Here is a 13,569-nt window from a genome sequence, read left to right as displayed (position 1 = left end):
CCCGAGGCGCGGTGGGCGGCGCGCAGGAAGGTCCCGGTACCGGTCTGGTGTCGGGTTTCGACCTTTCTCACGGATCGGCGGGGCGGATCCCGGTCGTGATCACGCGGGCGATCTCGGCGAGGGGTTCCGGCTCCATCAGGAAGCGGTGCTCGACGTCCAGCTCATGGTTCTCGACCGTTCCGCTGAGGAGGGGGCCCCAGTTGGCCTCGGCCGTCAGGGAGTCGGCGGTGCGGCCGTGCAGGGCGGTGAAGAACACGATGTCGCCGTCGAGCGGGCCCGGTTCGTACTCGCCCGCGATCCGGAGGCCGTTCTCGTAGTTGCGGTACAGGGCGATGAGGCCGTGGTCGTCGAGGCTGGCGAAGGCGCTGCCCTTCTCACGGAGTGCCTCCATGACCCGGGGGACGTCCGGTGCGTGCCGGTCTCCCGCGATCTCCTCGGAGATCCCGGCGGCCTCCAGCAGTTCGGGGACTATCTCCCGGCCGGGGACGTCGAGGTCCTGGGAGTGGAAGGAGTCGATCAGCGCCAGCAGGGCGACCTCCTCCCCCGCCGCTCGGAGCTGCCGGGCCGCCTCGTAGGCGATGAGTCCGCCGAGGGAGTAGCCCGCCAGGTGGTAGGGGCCGTGGGGCTGGACGCTCCGCAGGTGCGCCACGTGATCGCGGGCGGCGTCCTCGACCGACGCGTGCAGGGGTTCGTCGGCGTCCAGGAAGCCGCGCGCCTGGAGCCCGTAAACGGGCTGGTCGGCGGGCAGGTGCGGGATCAGCCCGAAGTAGGGCCAGGCCAGGCCGCCCGCGGGGGGCAGGCAGAACAGCGGGGGTCGCCGGCCTTCGGCGCGGATCGGCAGGAGCACGCCGAGGCCGAGTTCCTCGTCCCCGGGGCCGCCGCGCGCGGCGGCCAGCGCCTCCACGGTCTGGAGGGCGAAGATCGCCCGCGGGGACAGGTCGAGCCCGGCCGAGCGGGCCAGGCCGCTCAGGCGCACCGCGAAGATCGAGTCGCCGCCCAGGCGGAAGAAGCTGACGTCGGCCGGCACCCTCGGCAGTCCGAGGACCCGGGCGAACAGCGCGGCGATCTGCTCCTCCTCCGGGCCCTCGGGGTCGCGGCCCTCCAGCCCGTGCCCGAAGTCGGGGACGGGCAGCGCCTTGTGGTCGACCTTGCCGCTCGAGCTGAGCGGGAGCTCCGGCAGGAGCACGAACGTCGACGGCACCATGTACGACGGGAGGTGCTCGGCGGCGAACCGGCGCAGCTCCTCTTCGAGGTCCGGGCCCGGTTCCCGGCCGCTCGCGGGCACGATGTAGGCGACCAGCCGCTTGCCGTCGGGTCGGCTCTCACGGGCGTTCCCGCGCCCGTCGGCCGGATTCCGGTCGTGGACCGGCTGCGGACGGGCGGTGGCGGCCGCCTCCCGCTCCTCGGGATCGAGCAGGTCGATCCGGCCGACGGGCGTGTCCGGCTCGTCGGCGACCAGTCGGAGCGCCTTCTCCAGCCGGTGGATCAGCCGCCGCGCCTGCCCGTCGTCGAACAGGTCCGGCCGGTAGTCCATACGCAGCAGCAGCCGCTCGCCGGGGATGGCGCCCAGTGCGATCGGGTAGTGAGTGGCGTCGTAGCCGACCCCGGCCGTGACCTTGAGCCCGTCCAGGTCGGTGGCCTCGGCCGACGGGTCGTAGGGGTAGTTCTCCAGCACGATGATCGTGTCGAACAGGGCGCCGACGCGGGTGAGCCGCTGGATCTCGGCGATCGACAGGTGCTGGTGCGGCATCAGCTCGGTCTGCTCGTCCTGGAGCCGCCGCAGCGCCTCGCGCACGGTGTCCCCGGGCCGGGTCCGGACCCGGACAGGCAGCGTGTTGATGAGCAGGCCGACCATGGAGGCGACTCCGGGCAGCTCCGGCGGCCGTCCCGACACCACCCCGCCGAAGAGCACGTCGGTGCGGCCGGTCTCGCAGCCGAGGACCAGCCCCCAGGCGAGCTGGAAAATCGTGTTGAGGGTGATCCTCTCGGCGCGGGCGCGGGCGGTGAGCGCGGTGCTGGTCCCGGGGTCGAGCCGCAGCTCGATCATCTTCGGCGGGACCGCGGGCCCCGACGCCTTCGGCCGGATGAAGGTCGGGTCCTCGACGCCCTCCAGCGCCGAGGTCCAGGCCGCGACGGCCGCCTCCCGGTCCTGCCGGGCCACCCAGGCGAGATAGGTCTTGTAGGGCGTGACGCGCGGCAGCGCCCTGTCGTCGCCCTTGCTGAGGTACAGCGCGAACAGTTCGGTGGTGACGACCGGGGTCGACCAGCCGTCGAGCAGCAGATGGTGGTTGGTGCAGATCAGCCGGTGCCGCTCGGGCCCGAGCCGGGCGAGCACGAACCGGATGAGCGGCGGCCGGGTGAGGTCCCAGCGGCGCCGCCTCTCCCGCTCGACCAGCGCGGCGGCGGCATCGGGGTCGTCCGACAGGTCGACCTCCTCCCACGGCAGCCTGACCTCCCGATGCACGACCTGCACGGGGTCGCCCTGTTTGCGCTGCCGGAAGGAGGCCCGCAGGTTGGCGTGGCGGCGCAGGACGGCCTCGGCTGCGGCCCGCAGCCGGGCGACGTCGAGCGGACCCGCCAGTTCGAGGACCGTCTGGGCGGAGTAGACGTCGGAGTCGCCGTCATAGAGCGCGTGAAAGTACAGGCCCTGCTGGAGGGGGGACAGCGGGAGCACGTCCTCCAGGTTGGACGGCTTCTTCGAGGTACTCATAGGTCGTCCCAGTCTTCGAGTTCCGCGGCGCTCTCATCACGTCCGCGGCGGGGTCGAGGACCTGCCCGGCCGGGTCAGGCGCCTTCCCCCGTTTCGCCCACACGTCGTGTCCTCTACCCCGCCGTGTCGTCTACGGCGCGCCGATCTCGGATTGTTCCAGTTCACCGGAAAGTCGGAAATAGCGAGGTCTGTGCAACCGACAGGATCGCCCCGATGGCCGGTGGCGGAACCGACACCGCGAAAAAAAGTGAGGCGATGCACGCGACGGAGCGTTCCTCGGGCCGACGCTCCGTCGCGTTCACCATGCTCCGAGACGCCTCAGGTAAGCGGTCATCGTGGAGGAGGCGCGTCGTACTCGTCCACGACCGCCTTGATGAAGATCATGCCGTCGTGCGGGGGCGGTCCGAGGCGCTGTCGACCGGGTCGCCGGAGGCGACTCGGCCCGGCTGCACGACGGACGCGTAGTAGCCCGCGTTGTGGCCGAAGTCGCGGTGGACCGTGCGCAGCAGGTCGCGGTCCGTCGGAAGGCCCTGCCGCGGGCGCGAGATCATCACGCAGCGCGGGCACCGGGCCTCGATCCGCACCACCGCGTCGCCGAGCCGCAGTTCGCGGCCCGTCCAGTCCTCGTCCGCCTCGGCGGGGCCTTCCACCACGAGGTTGGGCCGCAGTCTGCGCACGTCGACCGGGCGGTCCAGGGCGGTGGCGAGCGCGTCGAGCGTGCCGGTGGTGACGAGATGGACGGGATAGGCGTCGAAGTAACTGCCCGGGATGGTCTGGAACTCCGCCAGCGCGGGCGGCAGCTGAGAGAGGTCGGGCAGGTCGTCCGGCTCCGTCACCCCGAACAGGTCGGTCAGGTAGCCGGTCACGTCCTCGGGATAGACCCGCAGGTAGTGCTCACGCCGGTCCTCGGGCAGCCGCGGCCACAGCGTCACGTCGGTGCCCAGGTACTCGGTCAGCGCTTCGTGCACGTCGCCGTCCTCGGAGGTGACCGTTCGCGTCCCGGGCAGCCGCAGCTCGACCGGGGGCGCGGACTCGCCGGAGACGGGCGGACGCGTGTACCGCACCTCGACGTCGAGGAGCGCGGGCAGTGAGCGCGCGTCCGTGATGCACTTCCGCTTCTCGTCCCTGACCGCCCAGCCCCGGTCACCGACGAACCCGTCAGCGGTCAGGTCGCAGGCCTCGAGGAGCACTCCCGCCATGCTCTTGACGGGGTAGTGCCAGATCTCCCGTACGGCAGCACTGCCGACGCGCCCGCTCGCCATCACGCAGATCCTCTCGGTGTTCGCCGGTTCCCGTGTATCGCCGAGCCGCACAGTACAACTGATGGAGTATCCCGTTCGGGCCGAGCCCTGCCTGTGTCCCGGCCATCCGCCGACCTCCGTCGTGCGAGGGAGGCGGGAGATGGGCCGCTTCGGCGATGTCCGGAAAGGGGGGCCGGAGCGAGGATTCCGGCATGAAGACTTCTTTCTCCCTGGTCACCGCCCCGGCCCTGGTCGTCGTCTACGGGATCGTTCGGCTCCTGGACGGGAGGGACGGGGAGCGCGGGCCCGGGCTCGCCTGGACGGTCGGCCACCTGGCGTTCTTCGTCGCGTTGCTCCTGTTCGTTCCGGTGCTGTGGGAGATGCGGCGGCTGGCGGGGCGGGGGGCGTTCGCCACGGGGACGGCCGTCTGCGCCGGTGTCGGCGTCGTGTGCGCCCTCGTGCAGATCGGGATCGATCTCGTCGTCGGGGCACTGGCAGCAGATCACTCAGATATGAGCCGCATGTTCTCCGAAGTCCAGGATGTGCCCGGCGTCGAGCTCGCCGTCTACGCGGTGGGGCCGATGCTCTTCTTCCTCGGGCTGCTCGTGGCGGCCTGCCATCTGGCGGCGGTCCGCGCCGTGCCGGTCTGGCAGGCGGGGGCCGTCGTGCTCAGCGTGCTGCTCTCGTTCCTGGGACTGGACCTGCTGCCGGTCTCGGGCCTGCTGATGGTCGCCGGGCTCGCCCCGCTGGCCCGCCGCTCCGCCCTGGTTCACGTGAAACAGGCGTGAAGATCGATCATGCGAGAATCCAGCATGCCCGTGCCGACCGTTTCCCGGCTTCGCCGTCTGGCGCGTTCACCCTGGTCGGATGCGGCTCTCGCGGCGGGAGTGGCCGGTGCGCAGGTCGCGCCGCTGCTGTTCCAGCAGAGTGTCAGCGGGCTCCCCTGGCACTGGTGGGGTTATGTCGCGGCTGTGGGGGCGTCGCTCCCCCTGGTGGCGCGGCGCCGTGCGCCAGTGCCGGTCCTGCTGCTCTGCGTCGTCTTCTCCGGTCTCTACGACCTCGCCGAGCCGTTGGCGTCGCAGCCGCTCTGGTACGGGGCGCTCATCGCGCTGTACGGCGTGGCGGCCGGTTGCCCGCTCCGGGTGCGGTTGGCGCTGCTCACGGTGATGTGCCTGGTCGGCCTGATCACGGTCGGCTCACCGGACACCGCGACGCGGGGCATCGTCCTGTACGTCGCCGCGTATGCGCTGGGCCGGGCTTCGGCAGGATCCCGCGCACAGGCGGCCGCGCTCGCCGAACGGGCCCTCCGCCTGGAACGCGAGCGCCGGATGGACGAGGAGCGCGCCGCCGAACGGGAACGCGCCCGTATCGCCCGCGACATGCACGACGTCCTGGCGCATTCGATCAGCCTCATGGTCGTCCAGGCCGAGGCGGGCCCGGTCGCGCTGGAGACGGCGCCCGACCGGGCCGCGACGGCGTTCGACACGATCGCCGACACCGGACGTGACGCCTTGGACCAGCTGCGCCGGATGTTGTCCGTTCTCAAGGACGATGACGGCGCGCGTGCTCCGCAGCCGACGGCCCGCGACCTGCCCGCGCTCGTCCGCCAGGTCGCCGGAGCCGGGCTGGAGGTGCGGTGCGATGTGGAAGGCGAGCCGCGTCCGCTGCCCGTCGACTGCGACGTCGCCGCGTACCGGATCGTGCAGGAGGCGCTGACCAACGTCGTCAAGCACGCCGGAGCCGCCCGCGCCGAGGTGCGCGTGTGCTGGCACGACGACGCGCTGGAGGTCCGCGTCGTCGATGACGGCCGCGGCGCGGGGACGGTCCTGCCGTCCGGCCGCAACGGCCTGATCGGCATCCGCGAACGGGCCGCGGCCTGCGGCGGGACGGCGACGGCGGGCCCGCGGGCGGATCTCCGCCCGGGATTCGAGGTGAGCGCGCGGCTGCCCGTGTCCGCGCCGGGAAAGGCGGCGGCATGACGATCCGCGTCGTGGTGGCCGACGACCAGGAGCTGGTCCGCGCCGGTTTCGCGATGATCCTGGACGCGCAGCCCGGCATCGAGGTCGTCGCGGAGGCCGGAGACGGGTTCGAGGCGGTCGGCGCGACCCGGGAGCACGGCCCCGACGTCGTCCTGCTCGACATCCGGATGCCGGGGATGGACGGTATCGAGGCGGCCCGGATCATCCAGGCCGAGACGTCCGCCCGGGTCGTCATGCTGACCACCTTCGGGCAGGACGACCACGTCTTCGACGCCCTGCGCGCGGGCGCGAGCGGCTTCCTGCTCAAGGACGTGCGGCGGGACGACCTCGTGCACGCCGTCCGGGTGGTCGCGGCGGGCGAGTCGCTGCTCTCGCCTTCGGTCACCAGCACCCTGATCGCCGCCTTCACCTCCGGTTCGGCGGTGCCGCCGGCCCGCACCGAACGGCTGGACGTCCTCACCTCCCGCGAACGCGAGACGTTGCGGCTGCTCGCAGGCGGCCTGTCCAACGCGGAGATCGCCGCACGGCTCACGGTGAGCGAGCACACCGTGAAGACGCACGTCAGCAACGTCCTCACCAAGCTCGGGCTCCGCGACCGAGTCCAAGCCGTGATCGCCGCCTACGAGACCGGCCTCATGGTCCCCGGCCGCTTCACGGACTGACCCGTCCCAGCGGCACGCCGGTCACTGGAGACCGGTGCGGACGGAGGTGATGCGCTGGGTGTTGAAGCCGAGCCAGTGCATGCGGCCGAAGTAGCGGGCGTGTTCGATCTTGATGCAGCGGTCCACGATCACGTCCGCGCCGGCGTCCTCGGCGATCCGGTTGCCCTCCTCGTTGATGACGCCGAACTGGCACCAGAGGGACGCGGCGCCGATCCGCGCGGTCTCCCGGGCGATGCCGGGGAGGGCGTCCGGGGCGCGGAAGACGTTCACGACGTCCACGGGGACGGGGACGTCGAGGAGGGTCGGGTAGGACGTCTCGCCTAGGATCTCCGTCTCGCGGGGGTTCACGGGGATCACACGGTAGCCGTGTCGTTTGAGGTAGTAGCCGACGAAGTAGCTGGCTCGCAGCTCGTTGCTCGACAGGCCGACGATCGCGATCGTCCTCGCGGTGTGGAGGACGCGCTGGACCGTCTTCGGGTCCTGGTACCGGCTGAGGTCGGTCATGCCGTTCTCCTCCTCTTCGCTTCCGCGGCGACGTGCGCGAAGCCCTGCTCCAGGTCCCAGATCAGGTCGTCGACGGACTCGGTGCCGACCGACAGGCGCACCGTGCCCGGGCCGACTCCGGCCGCCGCGAGTTCGTCGTCGCCGAGCTGGCGGTGGGTGGTGCTGGCCGGGTGGATGATCAGGCTCTTCGCGTCTCCGATGTTCGCCAGGTGCGACCAGAGCGTCACGCCTCTGATGAGGTCCTGACCGCCTTCCCGGCCGCCGGCGCAGTCGAAGGAGAACACCGCGCCCGCGCCGAGCGGCAGGTACTTCTCCACGAGCGGCCGGTACTCGCTCGTCGGCAGGCCCGGGTAGGTGACGTTCGACGCCAGTTCGTGCGACTGGAGGAACTCCGCGATCGCCCTTGCGTTCGCGACGTGGCGTTCCATCCGCAGCGACAGCGTCTCCAGGCCCTGGAGGAACAGGAAGGCGTTGAGAGGAGCGAGTGCCCCGCCGAGGTCGCGCAGGGTCTCGGCGCGGAGCTTCATCAGGTAGCCGTACGTGCCGAACGTCTCGTGGAACTTCAGGCCGTGGTAGGCGGGCGACGGGTCGGCGACCACGGGGAACCGGCCGTTGGACCAGTCGAACGTGCCCGCCTCCACCACGACGCCGCCGATGCTCGTGCCGTGGCCGCCGATGAACTTGGTCGCCGAGTGGACCACGATGTCGGCGCCCCACTCGATCGGGCGGCACAGGTACGGCGTCGCGAACGTGCTGTCCACGATCAGCGGCAGCCCGTGCTCGTGCGCGATCGACGCCACGGCCTCGATGTCCAGGACGTTCCCGGACGGGTTGCCGATCGTCTCGCCGAAGAACGCCTTGGTGTTCGGGCGGACCGCCTTGCGCCAGGCGTCCGGGTCGTCGGGGTCGACCCAGGTCAGCTCCACGCTCATCTTGCGGAACAGGTGCTTGAACTGGTTCACCGTCCCGCCGTAGAGCGCCGACGACGAGACGACGTGGTCGCCCGGCTCCAGCAGGGTGAACAGCGCGGCGGCCTGCGCGGCGATCCCGCTGGAGAACGCCACCGCGCCGCAGCCGCCTTCGAGGTTGGCCATCCGCTCCTCGAACACCGCGACGGTCGGGTTCATGATGCGCGAATAGGTGTTCCCGTACTCCTGGAGGTTGAAGTACGCCGCCGCCGACTCCGGGTCCTCGAACACGTAGCTGGTCGTCTGGAAGATGGGCACCGCACGCGCGCCGGTGTTCGGGTCGGGCCGCTGCCCGGCGTGCAGTTGCCGCGTCTCGAACCCGAACGCGCGGGCCTCCTCGGCCCGAGAGGGTGTGTCGGTCACAGGGGTCTCTTCCTAGACGAGATCGCTTCAGGACAGGAAGCGGCGGATGATGGGAGTCTGCCGTGCTTCCTCCAGCAGGAAGCAGTCATGGCCGTAAGGCGCCTCGATCACGTGCGCCTCGACGGGCTTGCCGAGTTCGCGCAGCGCCTCCTCGATCTCCTGCGAGGCGGACGGCGGGTACAGCCAGTCGGAGCTGAACGAGATCAGCAGCGTCCGGGCGGACACGTCTTCCAGCGCCCGCTTCAACGATCCGCCGCCGTGCTGCCGCGCGAGGTCGAAGTACGTCAGCGCCCGCGAGAGGTACAGGTAGGTGTTGGCGTCGAAGCGCCTGACGAACGCGGCGGCCTGGTGGCGCAGGTAGTTCTCGACCTCGAACTCCGGCTCGGTGATCGTGTGCCTGATGTCGTCGGCGAACTGGAGCCGCCGTCCGAACTTGTCCTCCAGCGCGGGCGCGGACAGGTACGTGATGTGTCCGACCATCCTGGCCACGCCCATGCCGGCGTCGGGCCTGCGGCCCGTCCCCTGGTAGCGGCCGCCCTGCCAGTCGGGGTCGCGCATGATCGCCTCGCGGGCTATCGCGTTCCAGGCCACGCCCTGCGGGTGGAGGGCGTGCGTGCTGGCGATCGCCACGACGGCGTCCACTTGGTCGGGGTGGCGGACCGCCCACTCCAGCGCCTGCATCCCGCCGAGCGAGCCGCCCGCGACCGCCGCGAGCCGCTCGATGCCGAGGGCGTCCAGGAAGGCGCGTTCGACCCTGACCATGTCCGCGACGGTGATGACGGGGAAGTCCGGCCCGTACGGCCTGCCCGTCGCGGGGTCGGTCGAGGACGGGCCCGTCGTCCCGCCGCATCCGCCGAGGATGTTCGTGGCGACGACGAAGAAGCGGTCGGTGTCGAACGCCTTGCCGGGGCCGACCATCCCGTCCCACCAGCCGAGGCCCTTGGCCGACGTCCCGTCGCGCTCCGCCGCGCCGAAGCCGTCGCGTGCGCTCTCCGCCGGCGGCGTCTTCGCCACGCCCGCCGCGTGCGCGTCGCCGCTGAGCGCGTGGCAGACGAGGATGACGTTGTCGCGCCGCGGCGAGAGGGTTCCGTAGGTCTCGTAGGCGACCCGGACCGGGTGGAGTTCCCGTCCGCAGTCGAGCCGGACGGGGTCGGGCAGGTCGAGGTGTCGTGTCTCGACGGTGCCGACGGAGCCTGCCGGGGGTGTCGGAATCGGCTCCTTCATAGGGGCTATGTTGCCCGTCTCACCAGGTGTATTGTCAAGCTTCCGAGTAGGAAATCGGGGGAAGATACCGACGTAGAGGGGCATCGCACCACATGACGACCACGGTCTCCAACGGAGTGAACGTACAGGCGCTGCTGGACGCACGGGAGGCGCTCAAGAGCGCGCCCGAGGCCGCCCAGTTCACCTGGAGGGCCACCTCCACGTGGCAGAACGGCGTCCACAGCACCACGAAGATCCAGAACTTCCACGGCCTCGGCCAGGAGCAGTCCCACAAGACCGAGTCCGTCTTCGACGCCGACCACCCCGCGGTCTTCGCGGCCGAGGACAACGGCGTCACCCCGATCGAGTACCTCCTCGTCGGCCTGGCGAGCTGCCTGACGGCGGGCGTGGCGTCGGTGGCGCAGAACCGGGGCATCCAGCTGCGCTCGGTCGAGGCGGTCATCGAGGGCAACCACGACATCCGCGGCATCCTCGGCGACAGCGACGTCCGCAACGGCTACAACGACATCAAGGTCACCTTCAACATCGACGCCGACGCCTCCCGCCAGGACATCGAGGCGCTCGTGGCCCAGTCGCAGAAGCGCTCCGCCGTCTTCGACGCCCTCACCAACCCGACCGACGTCACCGTCGAAGTCGCCTGAGAAGCATGACCGTCGAGCACCGCACCACGGTCGTCATCGGCGCGGGGCACGCGGGCCTCGCCGCGAGCCACTTCCTCAGCGCGCGGTCCATCGACCATGTCGTGCTCGAACGGGGCGAGGTCGCGAACTCCTGGAAGAACGAACGCTGGGAGTCACTGCGGCTGCTCACGCCGAACTGGCAGAGCCGCCTGCCGGGCCTTCCCTACGAGGGCCCGGACCCGGACGGCTACATGAGCGCCCGGGAGGTCGCCGAGCTCATCGAGCGCTTCGCCAAGACCTCGGACGCCCCCGTCCGGACCGGCGTGGACGTCACGTCGGTCCGGCGGGACGGTGACGGCTACGAGCTGACCACGAGCGACGGAACACTCCACGCCACGGCGGTGGTCATCGCGAGCGGCGCCTGCAACCGGCCGGTCGTGCCGTCGCTCGCGGAGACACTGCCGCCGGACGTCGAACAGCTGACACCGTTCGACTACCGCGCCCCTTCCCAGCTCCCCGACGGCGGCGTGCTCGTCGTGGGCGGATCGGCGACGGGCGTGCAGCTGGCGGCCGAGCTACGCCGTTCGGGCAGGCCCGTCACCCTCTCGACGGGCGAGCACGTGCGGCTGCCGCGCACCTACCGCGGCCGCGACGTACTGTGGTGGATGGACGCCTCCGGAGTGTGGGACCAGCGGTACGACGAGGTCGAGGACCTCACCCGTGCCAGGCGTCTGCCTTCGCCGCAGCTCGTCGGCACGCCGGAGCGGACGACGCTCGACCTCAACACGCTCACCTCGATGGGCGTCGAGCTGGTGGGCCGTCTGGCAGCCGTCCGGGACGGCCACGCACTGTTCTCCGGCGGCCTGCGCAACGTCGTCTCCCTCGCCGACCTCAAGATGGAGCGCCTGCTGGACGCGTTCGACGAGTGGGCCCGCACGTCCGGACGCGACGCGGAGGTCGGCCCTCCCGAACGTTTCACTCCGACGAGCGTCCCCGCGTCACCACGGCTGCGGATCGACCTGGGAAGCGGCGAGATCCGCTCCGTCATCTGGGCGACGGGCTTCCGCCCCGACTACACGTGGCTCGACGTCCCCGTGATCGACGAGAAGGGCCGGCTCCGCCACGAAGGAGGCTTGGTCGACAGCCCGGGCCTGTACGCGCTGGGGCTGCCCGTGCTGCGGCGGCGCAGATCCACGTTCCTCTGCGGCATCGAGGACGACGCGCGCGCGGTGGTCGACCACCTGGAACAGTACGTTTCAGTAGACCGCGGACGGCCGTAGAAGTCCGTTCGGCGCGCTCGCCGGCCAGGCGGAGGTCTCTCCGCCCGGCCGACGGCGGTCAGGACGCGTTGTACTCGTTGACGACGTCCACGACCCAGGTCACGCCGAAACGGTCCTTCAGCATCCCGTACAGGGGCGCCCATTGGGCGGGTCCCAGCGGCTGTACGACGGTCGCTCCGTCGGAGAGTCCCTCCCAGTAGGCGGTGACCTCCTCGGCCGCCTCTCCGCGCAACGAGACGAAGAACGCGTTCTCGCCCTGGCTCCAGGGCATGTACGAGGGCACGTCGTAGGCCATGACACGGAAACCGCTGTCAGCCGTCACCTGGCCCCACATCACCTGGTCGGCCTCGGACGGGTCCTGGACGTTCCCGGCGTCCTTGTAGGTGACCATGACCATCTCCCCTCCGAACACGGAGCGGTAGAAGGCGAGCGCCGCGCGGGCGTCGCCTCGGAAGTTCAGGTGGGTCACGGCGTTCACGGACATGAGGGCTCCTACCCGTCGATTTCTTCTGTCCTGCTCAGGGAGCACGTTTCCAGGAGAAGAGGCCAGGTCGTGTCCTGTTCTCACGGCGATAATGCGGAGCATGCAGAAGACCTCAGCGCGGCTGCTGTCCTTGCTCTCGCTGCTCCAGGCGCGCCGGGACTGGCCCGGAGCGCTGCTGGCCGAGCGGCTGGACGTCAGCCCGCGCACGGTGCGCCGCGACGTCGACCGCCTGCGTGAACTCGGCTACCCCGTCGCGGCGGTCAAGGGACCCGACGGCGGCTACCGCCTCGAGGCCGGCACCCGCCTGCCCCCACTGCTGTTCGACGACGAGCAGGCCGTCGCCCTCGCCGTCGCGCTCCAGACCGCCGTCGTCACCGGTGCCGGCATCGAGGAGGCCGCCGCCCGCGCGCTGACCACCGTCCGCCAGACCATGCCCGCGCGGCTGCGCCGCCGGATCGAAGCCCTCCAGGTCACCGCCGTCGAGCGGCCCGGGGCCCGGCCGGTCCCGCAGGCCGACGGCGGCGTGCTCATGGCGATCAGCGCCTCCGTGCACGCCCGCGAGGTACTGCGCTTCGCCTACGAGTCCCCGCCGGAGGCCGGTCGGGACGGCGGCCAAGCTCCGCCACGTCGGGTGGAACCCCACCATCTCGTCGCTTGGGGCGGCCGCTGGTACCTCGTCGCCTGGGACCTCGACCGCGCGGACTGGCGCGTCTTCCGCGCCGACCGGATCACCCCGCGCACCCCCGCAGGCCCCCGCTTCGTCCCGCGCGAGCTGCCCGGAGGCGATGTGGCCGCCTTCATCACCGGCAGGTTCCGGGGCTCCGACGCCTCCGGCGACTGGCCGTGCCGCGGCGAGGTGATCCTCGACCTGCCCGCCGCCGTCGTGTCCCGGTACACCCGCGACGGAATCGTCGAGGAACTCGGCCCGGACCGCTGCCGACTCCTGCTGGGTTCGTGGTCATGGCCCGCCCTCGCCGCCGCCGTCGGCGGGTTCGACGCCGGCATAGAGGTCATCGGCCCGCCCGAACTCAAGCACGCCTTCGCACTCCTGGCCCGCCGCTACGCCACCGCCGCGACGGGCGCACTCCTTCCGCCGCCCCCTGCCCCATGAGCCGAGTACACACCGGCCACGGTCCCGCCCTTTTCCAGGCCATGCTCCGCGAGCCGTCCGGCACCGCAGGACCGCGCAGAATAGCGAGACGAAAGGTCACAGGCCGAGGTGGAGGCGGTGTCTCGTGCGGACGGTGATGGCGTAGGTACGGAAGCGGCGGGCGTCGGCGTCGTTCCAGGGCAGGCCGAGCAGGGTGCGGACACGCGGGGGGAGGATGCCGCGGACCGCGTACTCGGGCATCCGGCGGAACTTCCAGGGGCAGGGTTCGAGCAGCTGTCGGGTCAGTGCCTCGGCGCTGGGCGTGAGCTGGAGCTCGGTCTCGCACATGCGGTCCATGTACTTGGTGAAGGCGTGCCAGTCGGAAGGCAGGGGGCGCTCGCTGACGCCGTACGAGCGGTACCAGTCGCAGCACTCCTGGTAGAG

Annotated in this window: 13 protein-coding genes; 6 read left to right on the top strand and 7 right to left on the bottom strand. The window is 71.2% G+C overall.

Features of this window, described 5'->3' with window-relative positions; genetic code table 11:
* Positions 1–67 precede the first annotated feature (67 nt).
* Positions 68–2,710, bottom strand: a complete 2,643-nt coding sequence (locus ABD327_RS02115; RefSeq protein WP_344448349.1) for an alpha/beta fold hydrolase — start codon at positions 2,708–2,710, stop codon at positions 68–70.
* Between the two features lie 380 nt (positions 2,711–3,090).
* Positions 3,091–3,972 carry an MOSC domain-containing protein gene (locus tag ABD327_RS02110; protein ID WP_344448348.1) on the bottom strand — a complete coding sequence of 294 codons (882 nt, stop codon included), beginning with the start codon at positions 3,970–3,972 and terminating at the stop codon, positions 3,091–3,093.
* A 191-nt stretch (positions 3,973–4,163) separates the two neighbouring features.
* Between ABD327_RS02110 and ABD327_RS02105 the strand changes: the two genes are divergently transcribed.
* Genes ABD327_RS02105 through ABD327_RS02095 form a run of 3 tightly spaced genes read left to right on the top strand, consistent with a single transcriptional unit; the run spans position 4,164 to position 6,592 of the window.
* Entirely contained in the window at positions 4,164–4,739 is a 576-nt protein-coding gene (locus tag ABD327_RS02105; RefSeq protein ID WP_344448347.1) for a hypothetical protein, read from the top strand.
* Between the two features lie 9 nt (positions 4,740–4,748).
* On the top strand, positions 4,749–5,930 hold the full coding sequence (locus ABD327_RS02100; protein WP_344448346.1) for a sensor histidine kinase: 1,182 nt from the start codon (positions 4,749–4,751) through the stop codon (positions 5,928–5,930).
* Positions 5,927–6,592, top strand: coding sequence for a response regulator (locus tag ABD327_RS02095; RefSeq protein WP_344448345.1), 666 nt, complete (start codon positions 5,927–5,929; stop codon positions 6,590–6,592). The genes ABD327_RS02100 and ABD327_RS02095 overlap by 4 nt, the downstream gene beginning before the upstream one ends.
* A 21-nt stretch (positions 6,593–6,613) precedes the next feature.
* On the opposite strand, the gene ABD327_RS02090 is transcribed toward ABD327_RS02095, so the two are convergent.
* From ABD327_RS02090 to metX, 3 genes are read right to left on the bottom strand one after another with little or no spacing between them, the layout of a single operon-like run.
* Positions 6,614–7,096, bottom strand: coding sequence for a CoA-binding protein (locus ABD327_RS02090; protein WP_344448344.1), 483 nt, complete (start codon positions 7,094–7,096; stop codon positions 6,614–6,616).
* Positions 7,093–8,427 (bottom strand): O-acetylhomoserine aminocarboxypropyltransferase/cysteine synthase family protein, encoded by a 1,335-nt coding sequence (locus ABD327_RS02085; protein WP_344448343.1) that lies wholly within the window; start codon positions 8,425–8,427, stop codon positions 7,093–7,095. The genes ABD327_RS02090 and ABD327_RS02085 overlap by 4 nt, the downstream gene beginning before the upstream one ends.
* A gap of 27 nt (positions 8,428–8,454) precedes the next feature.
* Positions 8,455–9,651, bottom strand: a complete 1,197-nt coding sequence (metX, locus tag ABD327_RS02080) for a homoserine O-acetyltransferase MetX (protein WP_344448342.1) — start codon at positions 9,649–9,651, stop codon at positions 8,455–8,457.
* A gap of 92 nt (positions 9,652–9,743) precedes the next feature.
* On the opposite strand from metX, the gene ABD327_RS02075 reads away from it, so the two are divergent.
* Positions 9,744–10,292 carry an OsmC family protein gene (locus tag ABD327_RS02075; RefSeq protein ID WP_344448341.1) on the top strand — a complete coding sequence of 183 codons (549 nt, stop codon included), beginning with the start codon at positions 9,744–9,746 and terminating at the stop codon, positions 10,290–10,292.
* 5 nt (positions 10,293–10,297) lie between these two features.
* Entirely contained in the window at positions 10,298–11,551 is a 1,254-nt protein-coding gene (locus tag ABD327_RS02070) for a flavin-containing monooxygenase (RefSeq protein WP_344448340.1), read from the top strand.
* 58 nt (positions 11,552–11,609) lie between these two features.
* Here the strand turns inward: ABD327_RS02070 and ABD327_RS02065 are convergent, their stop codons facing one another.
* Complete coding sequence (locus ABD327_RS02065) at positions 11,610–12,035, bottom strand: VOC family protein (protein WP_344448339.1); 426 nt, start codon at positions 12,033–12,035, stop codon at positions 11,610–11,612.
* A 100-nt stretch (positions 12,036–12,135) separates the two neighbouring features.
* Here ABD327_RS02065 and ABD327_RS02060 point away from each other — a divergent pair, with 100 nt between their 5' ends.
* Positions 12,136–13,146 (top strand): helix-turn-helix transcriptional regulator, encoded by a 1,011-nt coding sequence (locus ABD327_RS02060; protein WP_344448338.1) that lies wholly within the window; start codon positions 12,136–12,138, stop codon positions 13,144–13,146.
* A gap of 96 nt (positions 13,147–13,242) precedes the next feature.
* On the opposite strand, the gene ABD327_RS02055 is transcribed toward ABD327_RS02060, so the two are convergent.
* Positions 13,243–13,569 (bottom strand): oxygenase MpaB family protein (locus ABD327_RS02055; RefSeq protein WP_344448337.1); only part of this gene is annotated, 327 nt, incomplete at its 5' end.

The sequence above is a fragment of the Actinocorallia aurantiaca genome, from assembly GCF_039533685.1.
Lineage (GTDB): Bacteria > Actinomycetota > Actinomycetes > Streptosporangiales > Streptosporangiaceae > Actinocorallia > Actinocorallia aurantiaca.
This window is presented reverse-complemented; position numbering and strand designations above follow the sequence as displayed.

What these genes read in the sequence shown, in the direction of transcription:
- metX (WP_344448342.1), bottom strand. Translation starts at nt 9,651, where the DNA reads ATGAAGGAGCCGATTCCGACACCCCCGGCAGGCTCCGTCGGCACCGTC.
- ABD327_RS02060 (WP_344448338.1), top strand. Translation starts at nt 12,136, where the DNA reads ATGCAGAAGACCTCAGCGCGGCTGCTGTCCTTGCTCTCGCTGCTCCAG.
- ABD327_RS02105 (WP_344448347.1), top strand. Translation starts at nt 4,164, where the DNA reads ATGAAGACTTCTTTCTCCCTGGTCACCGCCCCGGCCCTGGTCGTCGTC.
- ABD327_RS02075 (WP_344448341.1), top strand. Translation starts at nt 9,744, where the DNA reads ATGACGACCACGGTCTCCAACGGAGTGAACGTACAGGCGCTGCTGGAC.
- ABD327_RS02090 (WP_344448344.1), bottom strand. Translation starts at nt 7,096, where the DNA reads ATGACCGACCTCAGCCGGTACCAGGACCCGAAGACGGTCCAGCGCGTC.
- ABD327_RS02065 (WP_344448339.1), bottom strand. Translation starts at nt 12,035, where the DNA reads ATGTCCGTGAACGCCGTGACCCACCTGAACTTCCGAGGCGACGCCCGC.
- ABD327_RS02095 (WP_344448345.1), top strand. Translation starts at nt 5,927, where the DNA reads ATGACGATCCGCGTCGTGGTGGCCGACGACCAGGAGCTGGTCCGCGCC.
- ABD327_RS02100 (WP_344448346.1), top strand. Translation starts at nt 4,749, where the DNA reads ATGCGAGAATCCAGCATGCCCGTGCCGACCGTTTCCCGGCTTCGCCGT.
- ABD327_RS02070 (WP_344448340.1), top strand. Translation starts at nt 10,298, where the DNA reads ATGACCGTCGAGCACCGCACCACGGTCGTCATCGGCGCGGGGCACGCG.
- ABD327_RS02110 (WP_344448348.1), bottom strand. Translation starts at nt 3,972, where the DNA reads ATGGCGAGCGGGCGCGTCGGCAGTGCTGCCGTACGGGAGATCTGGCAC.
- ABD327_RS02115 (WP_344448349.1), bottom strand. Translation starts at nt 2,710, where the DNA reads ATGAGTACCTCGAAGAAGCCGTCCAACCTGGAGGACGTGCTCCCGCTG.